Raw genomic sequence first — 18235 nt, 5'->3', positions numbered from 1 at the left:
ATGAGAGAGTTAGCGTATAGCAAAACACAACTACGGCCGTTTATCCCGCCCGACGTCGGAAATAAATCAGCACGGATGACGCATTAGATGTCATCCCAGATATTTACCGTTCACTCCGGCAAATATCTGGAACAGGGCAACCGATCCTTTAGGGGGGAATTCAATGCCCAAGTTCAAGAGTGTCATCGCAGGGCTTGTGATCAGCACGGGTATGTCCGGCGGCCTCATCAGCCTCGGCGCCCTGACCACCGCCACCTCCGCCAGCGCCACGACCGCCTCCGCCAGCACCAGCGCCTCCACCTTCTCGTGGGGCTGTGGCCGCCGCTGCGGCGGCTGGGGCGGCTGGGGCGGCTGGGGCCGTCGCAACCACGGCCGCAGTGGCCGGGTCAAGGTCCACATCCACCTGCACAACAACAACCAGAACACCGTGCGCACGGACTCTGACGCCGACGCCAACGCTCGCTCGTTCAACTTCGAGCGTGAGGAAGAGGAGCGCGCTCGTCGCGAGGCGCTCCAGTAACAAGGCGGAGACGGCCGATCCGGTCGCGGAGATGACCATGCAACCGGTTATGCGGTTGAGGTGAGCTCCGGACGCGCCGCCGAGTGCCTGTGTTCTCGATAACGGACACAGGCACTCGGAAAAGTCACCACGCCAATGCGTCCGGGCTCGGCGGGAATTAATCCCATGGCATTTCAGGGGGAGCGGCGAAGCGGAATTCCTCCGACCAAGCATCCCTCTCCGATAAATGCGAGGCGCCTTCGACATTACTGCCGAAGGCGCCTCTGCATTTGTGCGCGCCGCCCGATATGCCTTCGGCGCGCACCACACGCTCGGCCTTCGGCGCGCACCACACGCTCGGCCTTGTGCGCGCACCACACGCTCGGCCTTGTGCGCGCACCACACGCTCGGCCTTGTGCGCGCACCACACGACCAGCTTTGTGAGCTAACTGCCGGATCAGGCGGATTTGCGGGCCTTGCGCTTGGGGGCGGCCTTCTCCCCCGCGTCCTTTTCCCCCGCGTCCTTCTCACCCGCGTCCTTTGACGCCTTGGTGGCCCTCTTAGGCTTGGCGGACTCGCCGGAACGCTCGCGCTTGGCCGCATCGACGCTCGCCCGCAGCGCGGCCATGAGGTCGACGGCGGGACCCGCCTCCTCCTCGCCCTCCGGCGGCGCGATGACCTCCCTGCCCTCCACCTTGGCCTCGATCACCTGCTGCAGCGCCTCGCGGTAGGCGTCGTGGTGCTCGGTGGCGTCGAAGTCCGCCTTCATCGTGGTGATGAGCGACTCGGCCATCTTGAGCTCCTGGGGCCGCACCTCGATGTCCTCTTCGAGGAACCCGAAGTCGGGCACGCGGATCTCGTCCGGCCAGTACATGGTCTCCAGCACGAACACCCCGTCACGCACCCTGAGCGTGGCCAGCGACTCCCGCTGCCGCAGCGCCACCTTGACGACCGCGACCTGCCCCGAGCTCTCCAGGGCGTTGCGCAGCAGCACGTACGGCTTGTCGCCCTGGCCGTCCGGTTCGAGGTAGTACGACTTGGCGAAGTAGATCGGGTCGATCTGGTCGGCCGGCGTGAACTGGAGGACGTCGATCCTGCGCGAGGTGCTGAGCGGCAGATCCTCGAAGTCCTCGTCCGTCAGGACCACGATCTCTCCGGTGGCCAGCTCGTAGCCCTTGGCGATGTCGGAGTAGGGGACCTCTTCACCGTCGACCGTGCACACGCGCTTGTAGCGGATCCTGCCGCCGTCCTCGCGGTGTACCTGGTGGAAGGTCACGTCCTTCTGCTCGGTCGCCGAGTAGAGCTTCACCGGGATCGTGACGAGGCCGAAGGAGATCGCCCCTTTCCAGATGCTGCGCATGGGCACTCCTCAGCTCTAGCGGGCTCGCCCTATGGGCACATACCCGGCATGGTGCAACCAATGCCATACCCCATCGAACCAATGCTCGCCGTACCGGCCGCGCACCCGCTCGCCGTGGTGGATCAAGGTGAAGCGGTGTGGCGTGGGCTGCGCCCGGACAAGCTCCCTTCGGAGGTGACGTTGTGAGCCCAGCGAAGGTCCCGGTGCGGGTCGACGGGCGGCAGCTGGTGCTGACCAACCTGGACAAGGTGCTCTATCCCGAGGCCGGCTTCACCAAGGCCGAGGTGATCGATTACTACAGCCGCGTCGCCCCCGCGCTCCTGCCGCACCTGGAAGGCCGGCCACTCACCGTCAAGCGCTACCCGAACGGGGTGACCGGCCAGTCCTTCTTTGAGAAGAACGCCCCCGACCACACCCCGGACTGGGTCAGGAGGGCCACCCTGCCCGTGCCGGGCAGCACCAAGAACCGCGAGGAGATCGACTTCGCCGTGATCGAGGGCCTGCCCTCGCTCGTCTACTACGCCAACCTGGCGGCCCTGGAGCTGCACGTGCCCCAGTGGCGGGTGTCCGACGACGGCAAGGCGCTGCCGCCCGACACCCTCGTGTTCGACCTCGACCCCGGGGCTCCGGCGACCATCGTCGAGTGCTGCCGGGTGGCCCTCATCCTGCGCGAGGTGCTGCGCGCCGACGGCCTCACCGCCCGCCCGAAGACCAGCGGCAACAAGGGCATGCAGCTGTACGCGGACTGGGACGGACGCGAGGAGCCCTCGGCGTACGCCAAGAGGCTGGCCCAGGTGCTGGAGAAGGCCCACCGCGACCAGGTGGTCAGCGTGATGGCCAAGAAGGCCCGCCCCGGCAAGGTGTTCATCGACTGGAGCCAGAACAACCCGGCCAAGACCACCGTCGCCCCCTATTCCCTGCGCGCCGGGCCGCGGCCCACGGTCTCGACACCGCTGCTGTGGAAGGAGGTCGAGGGCTGCGAGCACCCGGAGGACCTGGTGTTCACGACACACGACGTACTGGCCAGAGTCGAGGAACACGGCGACCTTTTCGCTCAGGCGTAGTCTGGTTCCGTCCGCACCTAAGAAGGGGACTGCAATGTCGGAGATGGACGTACGTGGGGACGACCTCCCCTTCGACGAGATGGAAGAGCTGTCGATCGAGGCCCCCGAGGCCGACGCCGCCGAGCAGCACCGTGATGTGCGCGACGCGGCGGGCGGGACTCCCCGCGAGACCCCGCTGGAGGTCGATCCGGCCGACGCCGCCGAGCAGTATCGCGAGGTGGACCTCGATGATGACGACTATCGCTGATGACGACTACCGCGATGAGTCGTTGAGTCGCACGTAGGATGTCCGAACAGCCGACTCGGAGCCCCATGGAGACCAGCGTGACCGCAACCCCGGACGCCAAGCCCCGGGGCACTCGGCTGCCCCGACTAGCCCGCCGTCGGCAGCTGCTCAGCGCCGCGCAGGAAGTGTTCGTGGAGAACGGCTATCACGCGGCCGCCATGGACGAGATCGCCGATCGGGCCGGGGTCAGCAAACCCGTCCTGTACCAGCACTTCCCCGGCAAGCTGGAGCTCTACCTCGCGCTGCTCGACCTGCACGTGGACGACATGGTCAACCGCTGCCGCGAGGCGCTGGCCTCCACGCACGAGAACAAACTCCGTGTCCAGGCCACGTTCAGCGCGTTCTACTCCTTCGTCTCCACCCAGGGCGAGGCGTTCCGGCTCGTCTTCGAGTCCGACCTGCGCAACGTGGCGCCGGTGCGTCAGCGGGTGGAGCGCTCCCTGCGCGAATGCGCCGAGATGGTCAGCGCGGTGATCCAGGAGGACACCGGCTGCACCAGCGACGAGGCCCACCTGCTCGGCGTCGGACTGGTCGGCATGGCCGAGGTGAGCGCCCGCTACTGGGTGACCACGCAGGGCTCCATCCCGAAGGACGCCGCCGAACAGCTCATGGCCCGGCTGGCCTGGCGGGGCATCAGCGGTTTTCCGCGTACGGCTTAAACCCGTTCGCTGGGCGCGATCACCGGCGTTTCCCGGCCCACCAGCGGCGACGATGGGGGGAGCCAGCCCCGTCGAAAGGGAGCATGATGGAAGTCAAGATCGGCGTACGCTCCGTACACCGCGAACTCGTTGTCGAGACCGAGCTGTCGTCCGAGCAGGTCGAAGAGGAGATCAGAAAGGCGCTGGCCGCTGATCGCGGTGTCTTCTCCATCACCGACGCGAAGGGGCGGCGGGTGATCGTGCCGGTCGCGTCGATCGGCTTCATCGAGATCGGCGAGGACGAGTCGAGGCCCGTCGGCTTCGGCGGCACCCTCTAGCGACTGTCCAGCGACTCAAGAGCGGCTCAAGCGGGGTGCGGCGGCACACGCCGTACCCTCGCTCGAGCGGCGCGCCCGCACGGGGCGCGTCAGAGGCCGAGGGCGGCCATCCGCTTGCCGTGCTCCTCGGTCAGCTTGGCGAACAGGCGAGAGATCTGCGTCTGGTCCTCGGCCGCCGAGCCGACCACCAGCAGCGCCAGCTCCGGCCGGGCCGCCGCGACCTGCTGCCCCTGGCTGAGCGCCTCGCCGACGAGCCGCCGCGCCCACAGCGCCAGCCGGCCGCTCACCGCCGGGTCGGCCGCGACCCCGGCCCTGACCCGCTCCACCACGAACTCCGAGCGGCCCTCGTCCACGAGCACCTCGTCGACCAGCTTCGCGATCGACGGTTCGAGGTGCCTGGCCGCCTCCCGGTAGAAGTCGAGCGCGATGCCCACGCCCACGTACGCCTTGACCAACGCCTGCAGCCAGTCGGCCGGGGCCGTCTGGGTGTGCCAGGCGTCCAGCGCCTCGACGAACGGCGACATCGACTGCTCGGGATCGGCGCCAAGCTCGGTCAGCCGGTCGTGCAGGAGACGGAAGTGGGCATATTCGGCTACGGCCAGCTCGCTGAGCGCGGCCTGATCGGCCAAGGAGGGGGCCAGGGAGGCCGCGTCCTCGGTCATCCGCGCGAAGGCGCTGAGCTCGGCATAGGCCAGCACACCGAGCAGATCGACGACTCCTGGAGACTCGTTCATGGAAGGCAGCGTACTTCGGGAACATTCGGAAACTCGGCCAACGTTGTGGTATCGAGTACACTGCTCTGTGAAAGTGCGACCGCACTGTGTTAATTCGGGGGAATTCCCCGTTAACCCCCCGCTTCCGGGCTGCGGTCGCGATGACGCGAGAGGGCTGGCTCTACCGCGAGGACCCAGGCACGGGATTTGTTTTCCGCCCGTCGGTCCCGGCAGGCCCGCCTTCATTTGAGACTGAGGCAGGCCACGCTGACGACTTTCCGAGACCTCGGAGTCACACCAGAGATCGCTGATGCCCTCGAGACCGAGGGCATCACCACACCGTTCCCCATCCAAGAGATGGCACTCCCGCTCGCGCTGAGCGGCCAGGACCTGATCGGTCAGGCACGCACAGGCACGGGAAAGACCTACGCGTTCGGCATCGCGATGCTCCAGGGCATCGGCAAACCGCGTAAGAACCGTAAGAAGCCACGCGGGCTGGTCGTCGTGCCGACCCGCGAGCTGGCCGTACAGGTCAGCGAAGACCTGGTCACCGCGGCCGGCAAGCTCGGCTCGCGGGTCCTGACCGTCTACGGCGGCCGGGCGTACGAGCCGCAGGTCGAAGCGCTCAAGGCCGGCGTCGACGTCATCGTCGGCACCCCCGGTCGTCTGCTCGACCTGGTCAAGCAGAAGCACCTCGACCTCAGCCAGATCACCTCGCTGGTGCTCGACGAGGCCGACCGCATGCTCGATCTGGGCTTCCTGCCCGACATCGAGCGGATCTTCAAGCTGATCCCCGCCGAGCGGCAGACCATGCTTTTCTCGGCGACCATGCCCGGCGAGATCGTCGCGCTGTCGCGCAAATACCTCAACCGGCCCACGCACGTGCGGGCCGAGCACGAGAACGGCGAGGGCGGCGAGGGCATCCCGCACCCGCAGGTACGCCAGATCGTCTGGCGCGTCCACCGGATGGACAAGATCGAGATCGTCGCCCGGCTGCTCCAGGCCGAGGGCCGCGGGCTCACCATGGTCTTCTGTGAGACCAAGCGGGCCTGCGACATGGTCGCGGAGCAGCTCGAGACGCGCGGCTTCGCGGTCGCGGCCGTCCACGGCGACCTCGGCCAGGGCCAGCGCGAGCAGGCCCTGCGCGCGTTCCGCGCCGGCAAGATCGACGTGCTGGTCGCCACCGACGTGGCGGCGCGTGGCATCGACATCGACGACGTCACCCACGTGGTCAACTACGACTGCCCCACCGAGGACAAGACGTACGTGCACCGCACCGGCCGCACCGGCCGGGCCGGGCGCACGGGCATCGCGGTCACGTTCGTGGAGTGGGAGGAGATGACCCGCTGGAAGATGATCAACCAGATGCTCGGGCTCGACTTCGCCGAGCCCGAGGAGACCTACTCCACCTCGCCGCACGTCTTCACCGAGCTCAACATCCCTGAGGGCACCAAGGGCGTCCTGCCGCATGCCAGCCGTTCGCGGGCGGGCCTGTCGGCGGAGCGCATCGAGGACCTCGGCGAGACCGGCAGGACCCGCACGCGTAACGGCGGCCGCCGCCGTGACGAGCGGGAGGGTCGCCGCGACGAGCGGGAGGAGCGTCCGCCGCGCACGCCGCGCCAGCGCCGCCGCACCCGCGGTGGCATGCCCACGGAAGAGGGCACCGCACCCGTCGAGACGCCCGAGGTCGAGCCTGTGCCCAGTCGCTCCAGCAAGGCGAGCGCCCGAAAGACGGAGGAGACACCCGCCATCATCTCAGCGGACGAGATCGAGGCGGCCGCCGAGCCGCGGCGCGGTCGTACTCGCAGGGGGGCCGCGACGGCCGCCATCGAGAACGCCCTCGCCGAGGCCCCGGAGGCCCCGCTCGCTGACCGTGAGCCGGTCACCGAGCAGAAGCCGGCCCGCAGAGCCCGCGCGTCGGCCCGTGCGTCGACCCGTGAGCCGGTCGCCGAGCAGGCCACTGAGCAGGCCGTTGAGCAGGCTCAGGTCAGCGAGCGCAGGCCGGCCCGTGCACGCAAGCCCGCCGCCGAGCGCGGGCAGGTCGTCGAGCAGGCTCCCACCGTGGAGCGGATTGTGGAGAAGCAGATCGCGAAGGAGCAGGTCGTGGAGGAGCGGGTCATGGAGCGTGCACCGATCGCCGAGACGAGCTTCCTGTCCACGCCGCAGCCTGCGGCGCGCCAGGAGCCGGAGCGCATCGTGCCGGCCAGCCCGTTCATGGTGATCTTCCAGTCACCCGACCTGGCCACGGACGACGACGACATCGCCCCGTCCGCGGCCACGGAGCGCAAGCAGCAGCGCCGCCAGCCGCGTGGCGGTAACAACGGCGGCGGTGGCAACCGCCGTCGCACCGGCTAAGAGCTGTTTCTAGCTGACAGGCGCAGGCGCGCACCGCATCCCGCGGTGCGCGCCTGCGCCGTTTTGCACCAGCGTAGTGAGTATGCCGGTGTCGAGGCGCTGACCTCTGGGTATTGTTGCCTCACGTGAGTACGCCGCGCTTCCTCGACCTGCCTCCTGGCGTTGCACCACAAAAGATAGAAACGTCCCAGGGCACCTTCGCGGCCCTTGAGGCGCTTCCGGTCAGTGGTGTGGTGGAGCGCTGGCCCGCGCTCCTGGTCCCCGGGCTGACCGGCAGCAAGGAAGACTTCATCGCGATCCTGCAGACCCTGGCCCAGTCGGGCCGCCGGGTGGTGGCCGTCGACCTGCGTGGGCAGTACGAGACGCCCGGCCCCGACGATCCCGCCGCCTACTCCTTCGCCGCGCTCGGCGCCGACGTCGACCTGCTGGCCCAGACGCTCAGCGGGGCCGAGCCGATGCACCTGGTCGGGCACTCCTTCGGCGGCCTGGTCGCGCGCGAGGCGGTCATCGACGGCCGGACGAAGTTCGCCTCGTTCACGCTGATGAGCTCGGGGCCGTCCGGCATCGTGGGCGAGCGGGCGCGCAGTGGCAAGACGATCATGAAGGAGCTCCCCACCCTGGGGCTCGAACAGCTCTGGTCCACGAGGTTCGAGCCCGAGGCGCTGGCCAACGGCGTGCCCGACGAGATCATCGCCTTTCTTCACAAGCGCCTGCTCGCCAACTCCCCCACCGCCCTGTCACGCATGGCCGAGCAGGTGCTGGGCGCGCCCGACCGTACCGACGAGCTCAGGCAGATCGAGGTGCCCACGCTGGTCCTCTACGGCGAGCGCGACGACGGCTGGCCGGCCGAGCTGCAGTCGGAGATGGCGGCCCGGCTGGAGGCGGAGTGCATGGTGCTGCCCGGCGCGGCCCACTCGCCGGCCGTGGAGGCTCCGGAGACCACGGCCACCGCGCTGGTCCGGTTCTGGAACGCCGCGGAGCATCGGCAATTGGACATCCGATCCAATGATCTGTAACCATGTACTTACTATGACGAGCATCGAAGAGATCGTCGTCCAGCCGCCGCACAGCGTGACCTGGCTGGTGCACCTCGACCGAGCCATGTGGGTCGGCGGCGTGCGCGGACTGATGCTCCAGGCGCTGCATCCCCTCGCGATGCGCGGCGTCTGGCAGAACTCCAATTTCCAGGAGGACCCGTTCGGCCGTCTGCGCCGCACCGCCGACTTCGTGGGCCGCACGACGTTCGGCAGTCCGGTCGAGGCCGACGAGATCGGCCGGCGGGTGCGCGGGATCCACAAGAGCCTGCGCATCAGCGACCCCGACACCGGCCGGACGCATCGGGTGGACGATCCCGAGCTGCTGCTCTGGGTGCACTGCGCGGAGGTCTCGTCCTACCTGGAGGTGGCCAGGCGCGGCGGGCTGGGGCTCACCGAGCGCCAGGCCGACGCCTACCTGCGGGAGCAGCGCAAGAGCGCCTCCTACGTCGGCCTGCACCCCGAGGACGTGCCCGGCTCGTGCGCGGAGATGGACGCCTACTTCAAGCGGGTACGTCCCGCGCTGCGCATCACCGAGGAGGCCGCCGCGACCGTACGGTTCCTGCTGTGGCCGAGGCTGCCGCAGGAGTTGCGGGCGCTCACGCCGGGCAAACCCGCCTATTTCCCGTTCGGCGCGCTGTGCTACTACTCGCTGCCGGAGTGGGCCAGGCGGATGTACGGCGTGCTGCCGACGGTGCCGCGGGCCACGGTGACGGCCGGGCTGAGAGCGTTCCGGCTGGCCATGAACTCCTTGCCCGAGCCGCTGCACGACCACGCGTTCATGCCGGCGACCAGGGAGATGTTGCGGGCCGCCCGCGAGCGGCTCGCCGCGGCCGGTTACGACACGGGCAAGGGGCTCAGGGGGTTGACCGATCCGCGCCGCCGGCCGAAAGCGCTGGCCGCCTGACGTTGCCCCTGCCGCCATCGGCCGAAGGCGCCCTGAAGGTCTCCGTGTCGGCGGCCACCGTGGGCGCCGGTCGCCTGAAGGTCCACCTGCCGCCGCCGGCCAGCTCGTCCAGAAGATGGTGGTCGGGTGACAGCCGGCAGGCCGGGTCGGTGCGGCTCGCGTCGCCGGTGAGCGCGTACGCCTGGCAGCGGCAGCCGCCGAAGTCGAGCTCCTTGCGCGGGCAGCTCGCGCAGGGCTCGCGCATCCAGGCGGTGCCCCGGTAGGCGTTGAAGGCGGGTGAGTGCTCCCAGATCCAGCCGATCGAGTGGTCACGGACGTTCGGCAGCTCCAGGGGCAGGGCGTAGGCCGCCGGGCAGGGCAGCACCCGGCCGTCGGGCGCGACGGTGATCGAGATCGCGCCCCAGCCGCCCATGCAGGGCTTCGGCACGCCGTCGAAGTAATCGGGGATCACCCAGATCAGCTCAACATCCGTCTTTTCCCGATATTTCGTGACTGTGGCCTCGGCGCGGGCGAGTTGCTCCCTGGCGGGCAGCAGCGCGGTCCTGTTGAGCATCCCCCACCCGTAGAACTGGGTGTTGGCCAGCTCGATGCGCTCCACGCCCCACGCCAGCCCGAGCTCGATGATCTCGCCGACGGCGTCGAGATTCTCCGGGTGCAGCACCACGTTGAGCCCGAACGGCAGCCCGCTCGCCGCCACGGCGTCGGCGGCCCGCTCCTTCCACGCGAACGAGGCGACTCCGGCGATCCGATCCGACTCCGCGCTCGTCGCCGACTGGACCGAGAGCTGCACGCTGCGCAGTCCCGCCGCGGCGAGTTCGCCGAGCCGTCGTTCCGTGAGCCCGACGCCGCTGGTGACCAGCTGGGTGTAGACGCCCTCCCCCGCGGCCGCCGCCACGATCGCCGCCAGATCCGGCCTGAGCAGCGGCTCGCCACCGGACAGGTGGGCGTGCACCACGCCGAGCGCCGCCGACTCGGCGAACACCCGCTGCCACTCGCCGGTGCTCAGCTCGCTCGATCTGGCCGCCAGCTCGGTCGGGTTGGAGCAGTACGGGCAGCGCAGCGGGCACGCGTGCGTGAGCTCGGCCAGCATGGCCCAAGGAGCGCTCACCGCAGCCACCCCTCCGCGCGCACCCGGTCCAGGAACTCCACCACGTCGGCCGCCACGCCCTCGGGTAGCTCGGCGACGATGTCGGCCACGGTCCGCTCGCCGTCGCAGAGGCCGACGATGGCCGCCGCCTCCTCGTTCAGCACGACGATCCGCTCGGGGACGATCAGCAGGTCGGCCTGCCGTACCGGATCGTGGCGCAGCATGGCCGCGCGGGACAGCACCGGGCGCCAGGGCGGCCTGGTCGTCGGCCCAGTTGTCGGCTCGGTCATCGGTAGGCCCCGTCCACCGCGTCGAGCAACGCCCACAGCACGTCGCACTTGTAGCCGAGCGCCGCAATGGCCCTCTCCTGGTCCGTACGGGTCGTCGCCCACTCCTGGACCAGGGCCAGTGCTTCGCCGCTGTCCTGGCGGCCCTGAGAGACGCGTACGCGGAAGTAACGCAGCCCCTCGGGGTCGATCCACGGGTAGTGCCGCTCGAAGGCGGCGATCCGGGTGCGCATCAGGTCCGGCGCGAACAGCTCCGTCAACGAGGCGGCCACGGCTTCCAGCGTGGAGCCGTTGCGGCACAGGTTCACGTAGCCGTCGACGGCCATCCGTACACCCGGCAGCACGCCCTCGCCCGACAGCAGCAGGGCCCGCTCCAGTCCGGCCGCCTCGCCGAGCCGCAGCCACCGCTCGATGCCGCCCTCGCCCGGCGTGGTGCCGTCGTGGTCCTGGATGCGGCGCAGCCACGTCCTGCGCAGCTCGGGCGTGGCCAGCTTGGCGAGGATGAACGCGTCCTTGATCGGGATGTGCCGCTGGTAGTGGAAGCGGTTGAGTATCCAGCCCCGCAGCTCCTCACGGGTCAGCTCGCCCGCGTGCATGCGCTGGTTGAAGGGGTGCAGGTGGTGGTAGCGCTTCTCCGGTACGGCACGCAGCTCGGCCTCGAAGCCGTTCACAGGTCGATCACCATCCCGTCGGCGGCCACCTCGATCCCCAACTCGGCGAGCACCTTGTGCTGCTGCGCCGCCGGGTCCACGAGGGGGTTGGTGTTGTTGAGGTGGGTGTACAGGCGGCGGCCCGGCAGCCGGGACAGGCGCTCCATGGTCGCCTCTATCGGGAGGTGACCCATCTGGGTGGCGGTCTTCGCCGAGATCCCGCTGCGGCGGGGCTCCTCGTCGTCCCAGAACGTGCCGTCGATGATGACGCAGTCGGCCTCGTCCAGTGCTTCGGGCCACACGCCCATGGCGGGCGCGTACACCACGGCTCTCCCCATGAGGCGCAGGGCCGACACCCAGTCCGGTGCCTCCGGGGAGTCGGCGTACCGGGGTCTCTTCGCCGATATCGGGATGAGGTCGGCGTCGGCCCAGGAGAGCCGCACGTACGGGCGGAGGATGTCGGCGACGGGCCGTAGCGCCTGCCGTACCACCGGGGTGCAGCGGACCTCCAGCTCGTCCGCCTCCCTGAGCCTGAGCAGGCCGATCGTGTGGTCGAGCTCGGCGTCGGTGAGGATCACGCCCTTCAGCGGCGATTCGCGCTGTCCCGGCCCCGGCCGCAGCCACGCGCACGCCTCGATCTGCTCGGCGATGTCGGGCGTGGCGTTGACGACGTAACACCCGTCGTCCAGTTGTACGGCCAGGCTGGCGTGGCGTCTGCGGCGGCCCGGATGAGCGCGTGCCCCGGAGCAGCCAGGGCACGCGCAGTTCCACTGGGGCACGCCGCCACCGGCCGCGGTGCCGAGCACCTGCAGTCGCATGGCGGTGCCCGGTTACCTGGTGGCCAGGAAGTACGCGGTCATCTCCATCGACGCCTCGACGACCTGGTAGTCGGGCTTGTGCCAGGTCATCTCCTCGCCGCGGGCCCTGACCTTCTTCTCATGGATCCTGCGTGGTCGCGTCTTGCCCTGTTCCTTCGGCTGGGACATGCGTACCTGCCTTCCATAGGGGTTACACCCCGATATGACCGCTATGGAAGCTTGGCGTCAATGGCTTAGATCGGAGCTATGTTCTTGAATTTCGCCCCATTTTTGGTTTTTAGCTCTTTTGGCGGGATTCTTCATCCGATGTCTCGACGGGGATGATAAATCCGGCGAGCAGGATGAGCGTCGAGGCCGTGACCATGACCCAGCGCATAACCGGATGTCTCACCATGGTCACCTGGCCACCCGGCCGGGGCGCTGTACGGCCACCGACCTGGTGCCAGGTTGTCGGTGTTATTCGGCCAGGCCGTCCCAGGGGCGGCGCTCGGGTGCGGCGGCCAAGCCTTCGGGGCAGTGGCGCCGGAAGTCGCACCAGCCGCAGATCGGGCCGGGGGTGGGGGCGAACATCGCATCCAGCTCGGCTGACACGGCCGGGGGCCCGACGTGCGGCCGCTCCCTGGGACCGCTCGCCGCCTCCGAGACAGTCCCGCCCGCGTCACGGCCACTCTTGCCATCCGCGGTGTCGGCGGGTGCCGCGCGGGAGGAGCGGGCGCGTACCGGGCCCGGTGCGCCCATCACCTCGCGGTAGCGTTCGTCGGCGGTGGCGGCCTCGACCGCGACCTCCTCCGCCCGCCCCAGGTGACGGCCGAGGGACTCGTCCGTGTGGCGCCATTCGACGATCTCGCCGGTCGGCAGGTGGTGCAGCTCGACCGAGTGGCAAGGCGTACGCATCATCCTGGAGGCCGCGATCGCGTAGATGGCCAGCGCGAGCGAGGACCGCGCGTCGTCCTGGGTGAGGGGCCGCCGCCCGGTCTTGTAGTCGACCACGACCAGCTCGTCGCCCCGCCGATCGAGCCGGTCGATGCGGCCGGACACGGCGATGACCTTGGTGCGGGTGGCCACCGTACGCTCGACGCCGACCGGATCATCCGACGGATCCAGTGTGCCGACATATCCGGACACGAGGTCGCGGGCGCGCCCGAGCCACTGCGCCGACTGCTCGGCGTCCCTGAACCCCTCGGTGATCCACCCGTTACTCAGCAGGATGGCCGCCGTCAGCGGCGTCCGCCGCTCATAGGGCTCGCGCCACCAGGCCGCCAGCGCGTTGTGCACGCTGGCCCCGACGCTGTTGTGCGCCCACCCCGGCCCCTTGGACGGCTGCGGCCGGTCCAGATAGGTGAACCGGTAGCGGCGACGGCAGTCGAGCCAGGCGTTCAGCCGCGACGGCGTACACGAATAGAGCCGTCGCGGCATCCCTTCCAGCGGCAGCTGGTCATACACCTCGGCCGTCATTCGGGTCGAGCCTGATCCCGGCGGCCTTCGTGCCGTCGGTCAGCGGGCCCTCGTCCGCGTCGTCCGGCTCGATGATGCGCCAGTCGCCGAAGTGCGGCTCCAGGTCGCCGACCGTCACCTCGTCGCCGTGGGCGGCCAGCACCCGCGTCTCGGGGGGCAGCGTGAACAGCCGCGCCCCGATCGCGTTGAGCTGGAAGTTGAGGTCGGGGTATTCGCCACCGATCTTGCCGGGCCCGTCGGCCTGCAGCGTCTCGCCGCTGAACACCACCCCGAGCGCCTCGCAGTAGAGCGAGACTCCGCCGGGCGTGACGCCGGGCGTCTCCATGACGTCGAGCCGGACGTCGGCCACCTCGAAGATGCCGTCGTCCTCCATGTCGATGTCGGGCCAGGTCTGCGACCAGGTCTCCCGCCAGAGCGGCTTGTCCTTGGGGTGGAGGGCGATCACCGCCTCGTCCCTGCTGGCCACCTCGATGGCCGCGCCGACGTGGTCAGGCAGACCGTGGGTGCAGATCACGGCGAGCACCTCTCGCTCGCCGACCTTCTCCAGGATCTTGTCGGCGTCACGCGCCGGGTCGATCACGATCACCTCTTCGTCGTCGCCGACGATCCAGATGTTGTTCTCGACCTTGTGCTCGATGCCGTCGACGTCGACGACACCCTCGCTCACCACTCGCTCGATACGCGCTGTCACGCCTCCGCACTCTAGTCCGTCTGAGTGACGACGCGAATCGCGTAGACCGTGCCACGTTCGAGAAGCGTCCGTACGGACTACCTCAGCCTCGGCGAGAAGGCGCCGAAAGGCAGGTCGAGCTCGAGGTCGCGCAGGTCGTGGAGGCTCAGCTCGGCCAGCGCGATGAGGCACCCGGCCTCGGCGGGCCAGGCGATCGTCCACAGCCAGTTTCCCATCGCCTCGCCGGCGTAGACGGCCCGGTCGGCGCCCGCGCCCACGTACCACAGCGCGGTCGGATGTCCGAGCACCACGATCTTCGCGTTCGGCGGCCCGGTGTCGAACCCCTCGCCGGGATCGGGCCCGTCCAGCCCCGCGAACGCGGCCCCCAGCCCGACGCCGGGCTCCTCGGCGATGACCAGCAGGTCGGCGGGCCCCCGCGTCAGCGAAGGGCCGCACAGCGCGACCACGCTGGCGCGACCCCCCGTACGCTCGTCGCCCGCCTCCGCGAACCCGGTGACGAGCCAGCCGGACGGCAAGGGCCACGGCAGCCAGACGGGCACCATCGAGCTCTTCCGCATCGCCTCCACCCCCCCGGCGGTCGGGGGCCAAGGCGGCTGGTAGGGCAGGACATCACCGTGCGCGTCACATCGCCACGCGCTCGACCACGCACTTGGCTCGTGAAGCGCGCCAAAACACCGTGGGCAGGTAGGTACCGCTCTCACAGCTACTCACGCTGCGTCCTCGGGCACCACCCCGTCAAGGCCGCATCCTGTTGTCCAGCCGTAATCTTGACCATGTGCGCGTAAATTGCGTGGGCGCCATCATCGGCGACGCCTCAGGCCGGCTCCTGCTGATCAAGCGCGGCCGGCCGCCGGGCGCGGGCCTGTGGTCGATCCCGGGCGGGCGGGTGGAGCCCGCCGAGACGGACGCCGCCGCCCTGCGCCGCGAGATCCTGGAGGAAACCGGTCTGCACGTCACGATCGGCCCTCTCGTGGGCACCGTGGACCGCCCGGGCCCCGGCGGAGTGACGTACGAGATCCGCGACTACCGCGCCACCGTCACGGACGGCACGCTCGCGGCGGGCGACGACGCCGCCGACGCCCGCTGGTGCTCACGGGAGGACCTGGTACGGCTCCCGCTCACGGACGGCCTGCTGGAGGCGCTCACGTCCTGGGACGCGCTGCCTGGGCAGGTGTCCAGAGCCGATCCATCGGCATGACGTAGAGCCGGTCGTCATGGCGGAACGACTGTTGTCCACGAGGGCGTCCGGATCCATCACTCTGCCCTCCTGACCTGGCATAACTCTGGACTGTCCCTTGTTTTATATCAGGATCGTCCCCACTTTTATGCGGGATCTGTCCCCGGTTTTATGCGGGATCTGTCCCTGCCCGGTCAGCCGCGCAGTTCCTCTCGGTGGTCGTTCCCGCGCAGGCCGGCCAGTGCCACGGCGCTGACGACGCAGGCCGCCACGACGTAGTAGGCCGGGATGTCCACGTCCTTGGTCGTCTTGATCAGCTCGGTGATGATCAGCCCCGCCGACCCGGAGAAGACCGCGTTCGACAGCGAGTACGCCAGCCCCAGCCCCGTGTAGCGGACCGTGGTCGGGAACATCTCCGCCAGCATCGCGGGCCCCGGCCCCGCCATCAGGCCGACAGCCACCCCGGCCACCAGTACGGCCAGCCCCTTGGCCCAGCTCGGGGCGCCAGGGTCCTGGAGCAGGTTCAGCAGGGGGAAGGCGAGCACGATGACCGAGATCGCCCCCGTCAGCATGACCGGCCGCCTGCCGACCCGGTCGCTCAGCACGCCCGCCGGGATGATCGCCAGCGCGAACCCCAGGTTGGCCAGCACCGTGGCCACCAGCGCCTGCTGGAAAGTGGCGTTCAGCGTGGTCTGGAGGTAGGAGGGCATGACGACCAGGAACGTGTACCCGGCGGCCGACCAGCCCATGAGCCGTCCGATGCCGAGCACAATCGCCTTGGTCACTTCACCGGCGCTCGGCTTCGTGAGCGGCCCCGCCGTACGCGCCCGCTCGAACGACGGCGTCTCCTCAAGCCGCAGCCGCAGCCAGAGCGCCACGAGACCGAGCGGGAGGGCCAGCAGGAACGGCACCCGCCATCCCCAGTCCGCCAGGTCCTGCGCCGGCAGCGCGGTCGCGAGCACGGCCGCCGCGCCGGCTCCTCCGAGCAGCCCCAGCGCCACGGTGAACGACTGCCACGACCCGTACAGCCCCCGCCTGCCACGCGGCGCGAACTCCGTCATGACCGAAACCGCGCCCCCGAACTCCCCTCCGGCCGACAGCCCCTGCACGATGCGGACCAGCGTCAGCAGCCACGGGGCCGCCGCGCCGATCGTGGCGTACGTCGGGAGCACGCCGATGAGCGTCGTGGCGCCCGACATGAGCAGGACGACCAGGATGAGCAGGGGCTTACGGCCGATCCGGTCACCGAGCCGGCCGAAGAGCGCGGCGCCGAGCGGGCGGAAGAAGAACGCCAGGGCGAACGAGGCGTACGTCTTGACCAGCGCTTCCATGTCGCTCGCGCCGTCTGGGGTGAAGAAGTTGGCGGCGATGATGGTGGCGAAATAGCCGTAGACGCCGAACTCGTACCACTCGATGAAGTTGCCGACCGAGCCGGCGATGAGGGCCCGGCGGGAGCGGGCGGGGTCGGTGTGCTGGGGGTCGGGGGCCGTCGCCGTCATGTGGTGCCCTTTCGGCTGTCCGATATGACGACAAGCTTCATAGATGCCTATGAGTGTGTCAATTACCTTCAGTGGGCTGCCTAAAGCGGTTGCGATCAGGACGTTCGGGGCGACAGGCTGCCCGGATGATCGAATCGCAGGAGCTGTCGGCCGATGACTGGGCCCTCTGGCGAGAGCTTCGGCTCGTCGCGCTGGAGGAGGCGCCGTACGCGTTCGGAGTCCCGCTCGCGGAGTGGCAGGGCGACGGCGACCGGGAGGAGCGGTGGCGGGACCGCCTGAGCATCCCCGGCTCGCGGAACCTGATCGCCCTGCTCGACGGCAAGCCCGCGGGGATGGCCAGCGGCATCCCGGGCGAACGGGACGGTGTGACCGAACTGATCTCGATGTGGGTCGTTCCGGAAGCGCGGGGGCACGGGGTCGGCGATCACCTGATGCGCGCCGTGGAGGCGTGGGCCGTGGAGGTGGGGGCCGAGGTCCTGGAGCTGGCGGTCGCGCCGGGCAACGAGAAGGCGATCGCGCTGTATCGGCGGCACGGGTTCGAGGACACTTCGCAGCTCGGTGACGAGCTGCCGAACGGGCTGCGGGAGCTGGTGATGGCGAAGAAGCTGCCCGTCTGAGACGACGCTGTCGCAGGATGACTTCAGGCATCCGTAACCGGCTGCCCTTCTCAGCGTCTTTTAGGCCAACCGAATGGCCGGACGACTCCACGCCGGGTGCCGAAGGCATGCCCGCCTCGACACTCGGCGTGGAGACTGTTCACCGCTGAGGCAGGTCCACCGTCATGGCGCGGTAGCGGGCTGTCTCCTGCTCAGTGCTCCACCGCTCGAAACCGGCCTTTTCCAGCACCCGGATCGAGGGCGGGTTCGACAGTTCCACGTTGGCGTACACGGTGTGCACACCTGGTGCGGTGAGAGCGTGCGCCGTCATGGCCCGGGTGGCCTCGGGGGCGTAGCCGCGGCCACGCCGGGAGGCCACGATGCCGTACCCGAGCTCAAGAGTTCCGTCGCTGGGCGGCCAGAACAGGCCGATCGAGCCGACCACCAGGCCGCTTTCGCGCTCGATGACCTGCCGGTGGCCGTACTCGCCCAGCCAGGCGGGATGCTCGGCGAAGAGGCCGACGATGACGCTGTCGCCCTCGGCGGGGAAGTCCGCGGCCCAGTGCGCCTGCCGGGTGCCGTCCAGGACGGCGGCGGCCTCGCCGTCGGTCCACGCCCGCAGGATGAGGCGGGCCGTGGTCAGATCGGGGTGGGTCGCTGAAGGGGAAGATGACACGTGAGGCTCCTGGTCGTTTCGTACGACCCGGACCGCGCTAGCTTCGCGCGGGCCGGACAAGGGCATGCTGATGAGAGCTGCTGGCAGCCATATTCATCAACCTCC

Annotated in this window: 23 protein-coding genes; 11 read left to right on the top strand and 12 right to left on the bottom strand. The window is 69.5% G+C overall.

The window, feature by feature from the left end; genetic code table 11:
- Positions 1–163: 163 nt before the first annotated feature.
- On the top strand, positions 164–520 hold the full coding sequence (locus AB0H88_RS34670; RefSeq protein ID WP_357652003.1) for a hypothetical protein: 357 nt from the start codon (positions 164–166) through the stop codon (positions 518–520).
- 436 nt (positions 521–956) lie between these two features.
- Here the strand turns inward: AB0H88_RS34670 and AB0H88_RS34665 are convergent, their stop codons facing one another.
- Positions 957–1859 carry a Ku protein gene (locus tag AB0H88_RS34665; protein ID WP_357652001.1) on the bottom strand — a complete coding sequence of 301 codons (903 nt, stop codon included), beginning with the start codon at positions 1857–1859 and terminating at the stop codon, positions 957–959.
- 60 nt (positions 1860–1919) lie between these two features.
- Between AB0H88_RS34665 and AB0H88_RS34660 the strand changes: the two genes are divergently transcribed.
- The 5 genes from AB0H88_RS34660 (at position 1920) to AB0H88_RS34640 (ending at position 4185) form a co-directional block, all read left to right on the top strand.
- A complete protein-coding gene (locus tag AB0H88_RS34660; protein ID WP_357651999.1) occupies positions 1920–2045 on the top strand; it encodes a hypothetical protein in 126 nt (41 codons plus the stop codon).
- Positions 2042–2923 carry a non-homologous end-joining DNA ligase gene (gene ligD, locus AB0H88_RS34655; protein WP_357651997.1) on the top strand — a complete coding sequence of 294 codons (882 nt, stop codon included), beginning with the start codon at positions 2042–2044 and terminating at the stop codon, positions 2921–2923. The genes AB0H88_RS34660 and ligD overlap by 4 nt, the downstream gene beginning before the upstream one ends.
- A gap of 34 nt (positions 2924–2957) precedes the next feature.
- Positions 2958–3170 (top strand): hypothetical protein, encoded by a 213-nt coding sequence (locus AB0H88_RS34650; protein WP_357651995.1) that lies wholly within the window; start codon positions 2958–2960, stop codon positions 3168–3170.
- Positions 3171–3247: 77 nt separating this feature from the next.
- Positions 3248–3868: a TetR/AcrR family transcriptional regulator gene (locus tag AB0H88_RS34645; RefSeq protein WP_225300629.1), complete on the top strand. Its 621-nt coding sequence runs from the start codon at positions 3248–3250 to the stop codon at positions 3866–3868.
- Positions 3869–3951: 83 nt separating this feature from the next.
- Complete coding sequence (locus AB0H88_RS34640) at positions 3952–4185, top strand: DUF3107 domain-containing protein (protein ID WP_357651993.1); 234 nt, start codon at positions 3952–3954, stop codon at positions 4183–4185.
- A gap of 89 nt (positions 4186–4274) precedes the next feature.
- Here the strand turns inward: AB0H88_RS34640 and AB0H88_RS34635 are convergent, their stop codons facing one another.
- Entirely contained in the window at positions 4275–4919 is a 645-nt protein-coding gene (locus AB0H88_RS34635; protein WP_357651991.1) for a ferritin-like fold-containing protein, read from the bottom strand.
- A gap of 336 nt (positions 4920–5255) precedes the next feature.
- On the opposite strand from AB0H88_RS34635, the gene AB0H88_RS34630 reads away from it, so the two are divergent.
- From AB0H88_RS34630 to AB0H88_RS34620, 3 genes are all read left to right on the top strand, one after another.
- Positions 5256–7253, top strand: a complete 1998-nt coding sequence (locus tag AB0H88_RS34630; protein WP_357651989.1) for a DEAD/DEAH box helicase — start codon at positions 5256–5258, stop codon at positions 7251–7253.
- A 125-nt stretch (positions 7254–7378) separates the two neighbouring features.
- The gene (locus AB0H88_RS34625; protein WP_357651987.1) at positions 7379–8269 is read left to right on the top strand and encodes an alpha/beta hydrolase; all 891 of its coding nucleotides are present in this window, start codon (positions 7379–7381) and stop codon (positions 8267–8269) included.
- 13 nt (positions 8270–8282) lie between these two features.
- Positions 8283–9194 carry an oxygenase MpaB family protein gene (locus AB0H88_RS34620; RefSeq protein ID WP_357651985.1) on the top strand — a complete coding sequence of 304 codons (912 nt, stop codon included), beginning with the start codon at positions 8283–8285 and terminating at the stop codon, positions 9192–9194.
- Here the strand turns inward: AB0H88_RS34620 and pqqE are convergent.
- The 8 genes from pqqE to AB0H88_RS34580 all read right to left on the bottom strand — a co-directional run bounded on the left by pqqE (position 9145) and on the right by AB0H88_RS34580 (position 14883).
- Entirely contained in the window at positions 9145–10302 is a 1158-nt protein-coding gene (gene pqqE, locus AB0H88_RS34615; protein ID WP_357651983.1) for a pyrroloquinoline quinone biosynthesis protein PqqE, read from the bottom strand. The genes AB0H88_RS34620 and pqqE overlap by 50 nt on opposite strands.
- The gene (gene pqqD, locus AB0H88_RS34610) at positions 10299–10571 is read right to left on the bottom strand and encodes a pyrroloquinoline quinone biosynthesis peptide chaperone PqqD (RefSeq protein ID WP_357651982.1); all 273 of its coding nucleotides are present in this window, start codon (positions 10569–10571) and stop codon (positions 10299–10301) included. Before pqqD ends, pqqE begins: the two co-directional genes overlap by 4 nt.
- Entirely contained in the window at positions 10568–11239 is a 672-nt protein-coding gene (gene pqqC, locus AB0H88_RS34605; RefSeq protein WP_357651980.1) for a pyrroloquinoline-quinone synthase PqqC, read from the bottom strand. Before pqqC ends, pqqD begins: the two co-directional genes overlap by 4 nt.
- Positions 11236–12036 (bottom strand): MBL fold metallo-hydrolase, encoded by an 801-nt coding sequence (locus tag AB0H88_RS34600; RefSeq protein ID WP_357651978.1) that lies wholly within the window; start codon positions 12034–12036, stop codon positions 11236–11238. Before AB0H88_RS34600 ends, pqqC begins: the two co-directional genes overlap by 4 nt.
- Before the next feature lie 12 nt (positions 12037–12048).
- Positions 12049–12204, bottom strand: coding sequence for a pyrroloquinoline quinone precursor peptide PqqA (pqqA, locus tag AB0H88_RS34595; RefSeq protein ID WP_357651976.1), 156 nt, complete (start codon positions 12202–12204; stop codon positions 12049–12051).
- A 288-nt stretch (positions 12205–12492) separates the two neighbouring features.
- On the bottom strand, positions 12493–13491 hold the full coding sequence (locus AB0H88_RS34590; RefSeq protein WP_357651974.1) for a PD-(D/E)XK nuclease family protein: 999 nt from the start codon (positions 13489–13491) through the stop codon (positions 12493–12495).
- Positions 13472–14182, bottom strand: coding sequence for an MBL fold metallo-hydrolase (locus tag AB0H88_RS34585; protein ID WP_357651972.1), 711 nt, complete (start codon positions 14180–14182; stop codon positions 13472–13474). The genes AB0H88_RS34590 and AB0H88_RS34585 overlap by 20 nt, the downstream gene beginning before the upstream one ends.
- Before the next feature lie 77 nt (positions 14183–14259).
- On the bottom strand, positions 14260–14883 hold the full coding sequence (locus AB0H88_RS34580; protein ID WP_357651970.1) for a DUF6758 family protein: 624 nt from the start codon (positions 14881–14883) through the stop codon (positions 14260–14262).
- 74 nt (positions 14884–14957) lie between these two features.
- On the opposite strand from AB0H88_RS34580, the gene AB0H88_RS34575 reads away from it, so the two are divergent.
- Positions 14958–15380, top strand: coding sequence for an NUDIX domain-containing protein (locus AB0H88_RS34575; RefSeq protein ID WP_357651968.1), 423 nt, complete (start codon positions 14958–14960; stop codon positions 15378–15380).
- A gap of 173 nt (positions 15381–15553) precedes the next feature.
- Here the strand turns inward: AB0H88_RS34575 and AB0H88_RS34570 are convergent, their stop codons facing one another.
- Entirely contained in the window at positions 15554–16858 is a 1305-nt protein-coding gene (locus AB0H88_RS34570; protein WP_357651967.1) for an MFS transporter, read from the bottom strand.
- Between the two features lie 125 nt (positions 16859–16983).
- Between AB0H88_RS34570 and AB0H88_RS34565 the strand changes: the two genes are divergently transcribed.
- A complete protein-coding gene (locus AB0H88_RS34565; RefSeq protein WP_357651965.1) occupies positions 16984–17475 on the top strand; it encodes a GNAT family N-acetyltransferase in 492 nt (163 codons plus the stop codon).
- Between the two features lie 139 nt (positions 17476–17614).
- On the opposite strand, the gene AB0H88_RS34560 is transcribed toward AB0H88_RS34565, so the two are convergent.
- Entirely contained in the window at positions 17615–18130 is a 516-nt protein-coding gene (locus tag AB0H88_RS34560; RefSeq protein WP_357651963.1) for a GNAT family N-acetyltransferase, read from the bottom strand.
- Positions 18131–18235: the final 105 nt, after the last annotated feature.

The organism is Nonomuraea sp. NPDC050680 (assembly GCF_040654555.1).
Lineage (GTDB): Bacteria > Actinomycetota > Actinomycetes > Streptosporangiales > Streptosporangiaceae > Nonomuraea.
Note: the sequence above shows the minus strand (reverse complement) of the source record. Positions and strands in the feature narration are given on the sequence as shown.

Bases quoted from the DNA above. Each gene is read 5' to 3' on its own strand.
- AB0H88_RS34670 (WP_357652003.1), top strand. From the start codon at position 164: ATGCCCAAGTTCAAGAGTGTCATCGCAGGGCTTGTGATCAGCACGGGT.
- AB0H88_RS34665 (WP_357652001.1), bottom strand. From the start codon at position 1,859: ATGCGCAGCATCTGGAAAGGGGCGATCTCCTTCGGCCTCGTCACGATC.
- AB0H88_RS34660 (WP_357651999.1), top strand. From the start codon at position 1,920: ATGCCATACCCCATCGAACCAATGCTCGCCGTACCGGCCGCGCACCCG.
- AB0H88_RS34650 (WP_357651995.1), top strand. From the start codon at position 2,958: ATGTCGGAGATGGACGTACGTGGGGACGACCTCCCCTTCGACGAGATG.
- AB0H88_RS34640 (WP_357651993.1), top strand. From the start codon at position 3,952: ATGATGGAAGTCAAGATCGGCGTACGCTCCGTACACCGCGAACTCGTT.
- AB0H88_RS34635 (WP_357651991.1), bottom strand. From the start codon at position 4,919: ATGAACGAGTCTCCAGGAGTCGTCGATCTGCTCGGTGTGCTGGCCTAT.
- AB0H88_RS34630 (WP_357651989.1), top strand. From the start codon at position 5,256: ATGGCACTCCCGCTCGCGCTGAGCGGCCAGGACCTGATCGGTCAGGCA.
- AB0H88_RS34620 (WP_357651985.1), top strand. From the start codon at position 8,283: ATGACGAGCATCGAAGAGATCGTCGTCCAGCCGCCGCACAGCGTGACC.
- pqqD (WP_357651982.1), bottom strand. From the start codon at position 10,571: ATGACCGAGCCGACAACTGGGCCGACGACCAGGCCGCCCTGGCGCCCG.
- AB0H88_RS34600 (WP_357651978.1), bottom strand. From the start codon at position 12,036: ATGCGACTGCAGGTGCTCGGCACCGCGGCCGGTGGCGGCGTGCCCCAG.
- pqqA (WP_357651976.1), bottom strand. From the start codon at position 12,204: ATGTCCCAGCCGAAGGAACAGGGCAAGACGCGACCACGCAGGATCCAT.
- AB0H88_RS34590 (WP_357651974.1), bottom strand. From the start codon at position 13,491: ATGACGGCCGAGGTGTATGACCAGCTGCCGCTGGAAGGGATGCCGCGA.
- AB0H88_RS34570 (WP_357651967.1), bottom strand. From the start codon at position 16,858: ATGACGGCGACGGCCCCCGACCCCCAGCACACCGACCCCGCCCGCTCC.
- AB0H88_RS34565 (WP_357651965.1), top strand. From the start codon at position 16,984: ATGATCGAATCGCAGGAGCTGTCGGCCGATGACTGGGCCCTCTGGCGA.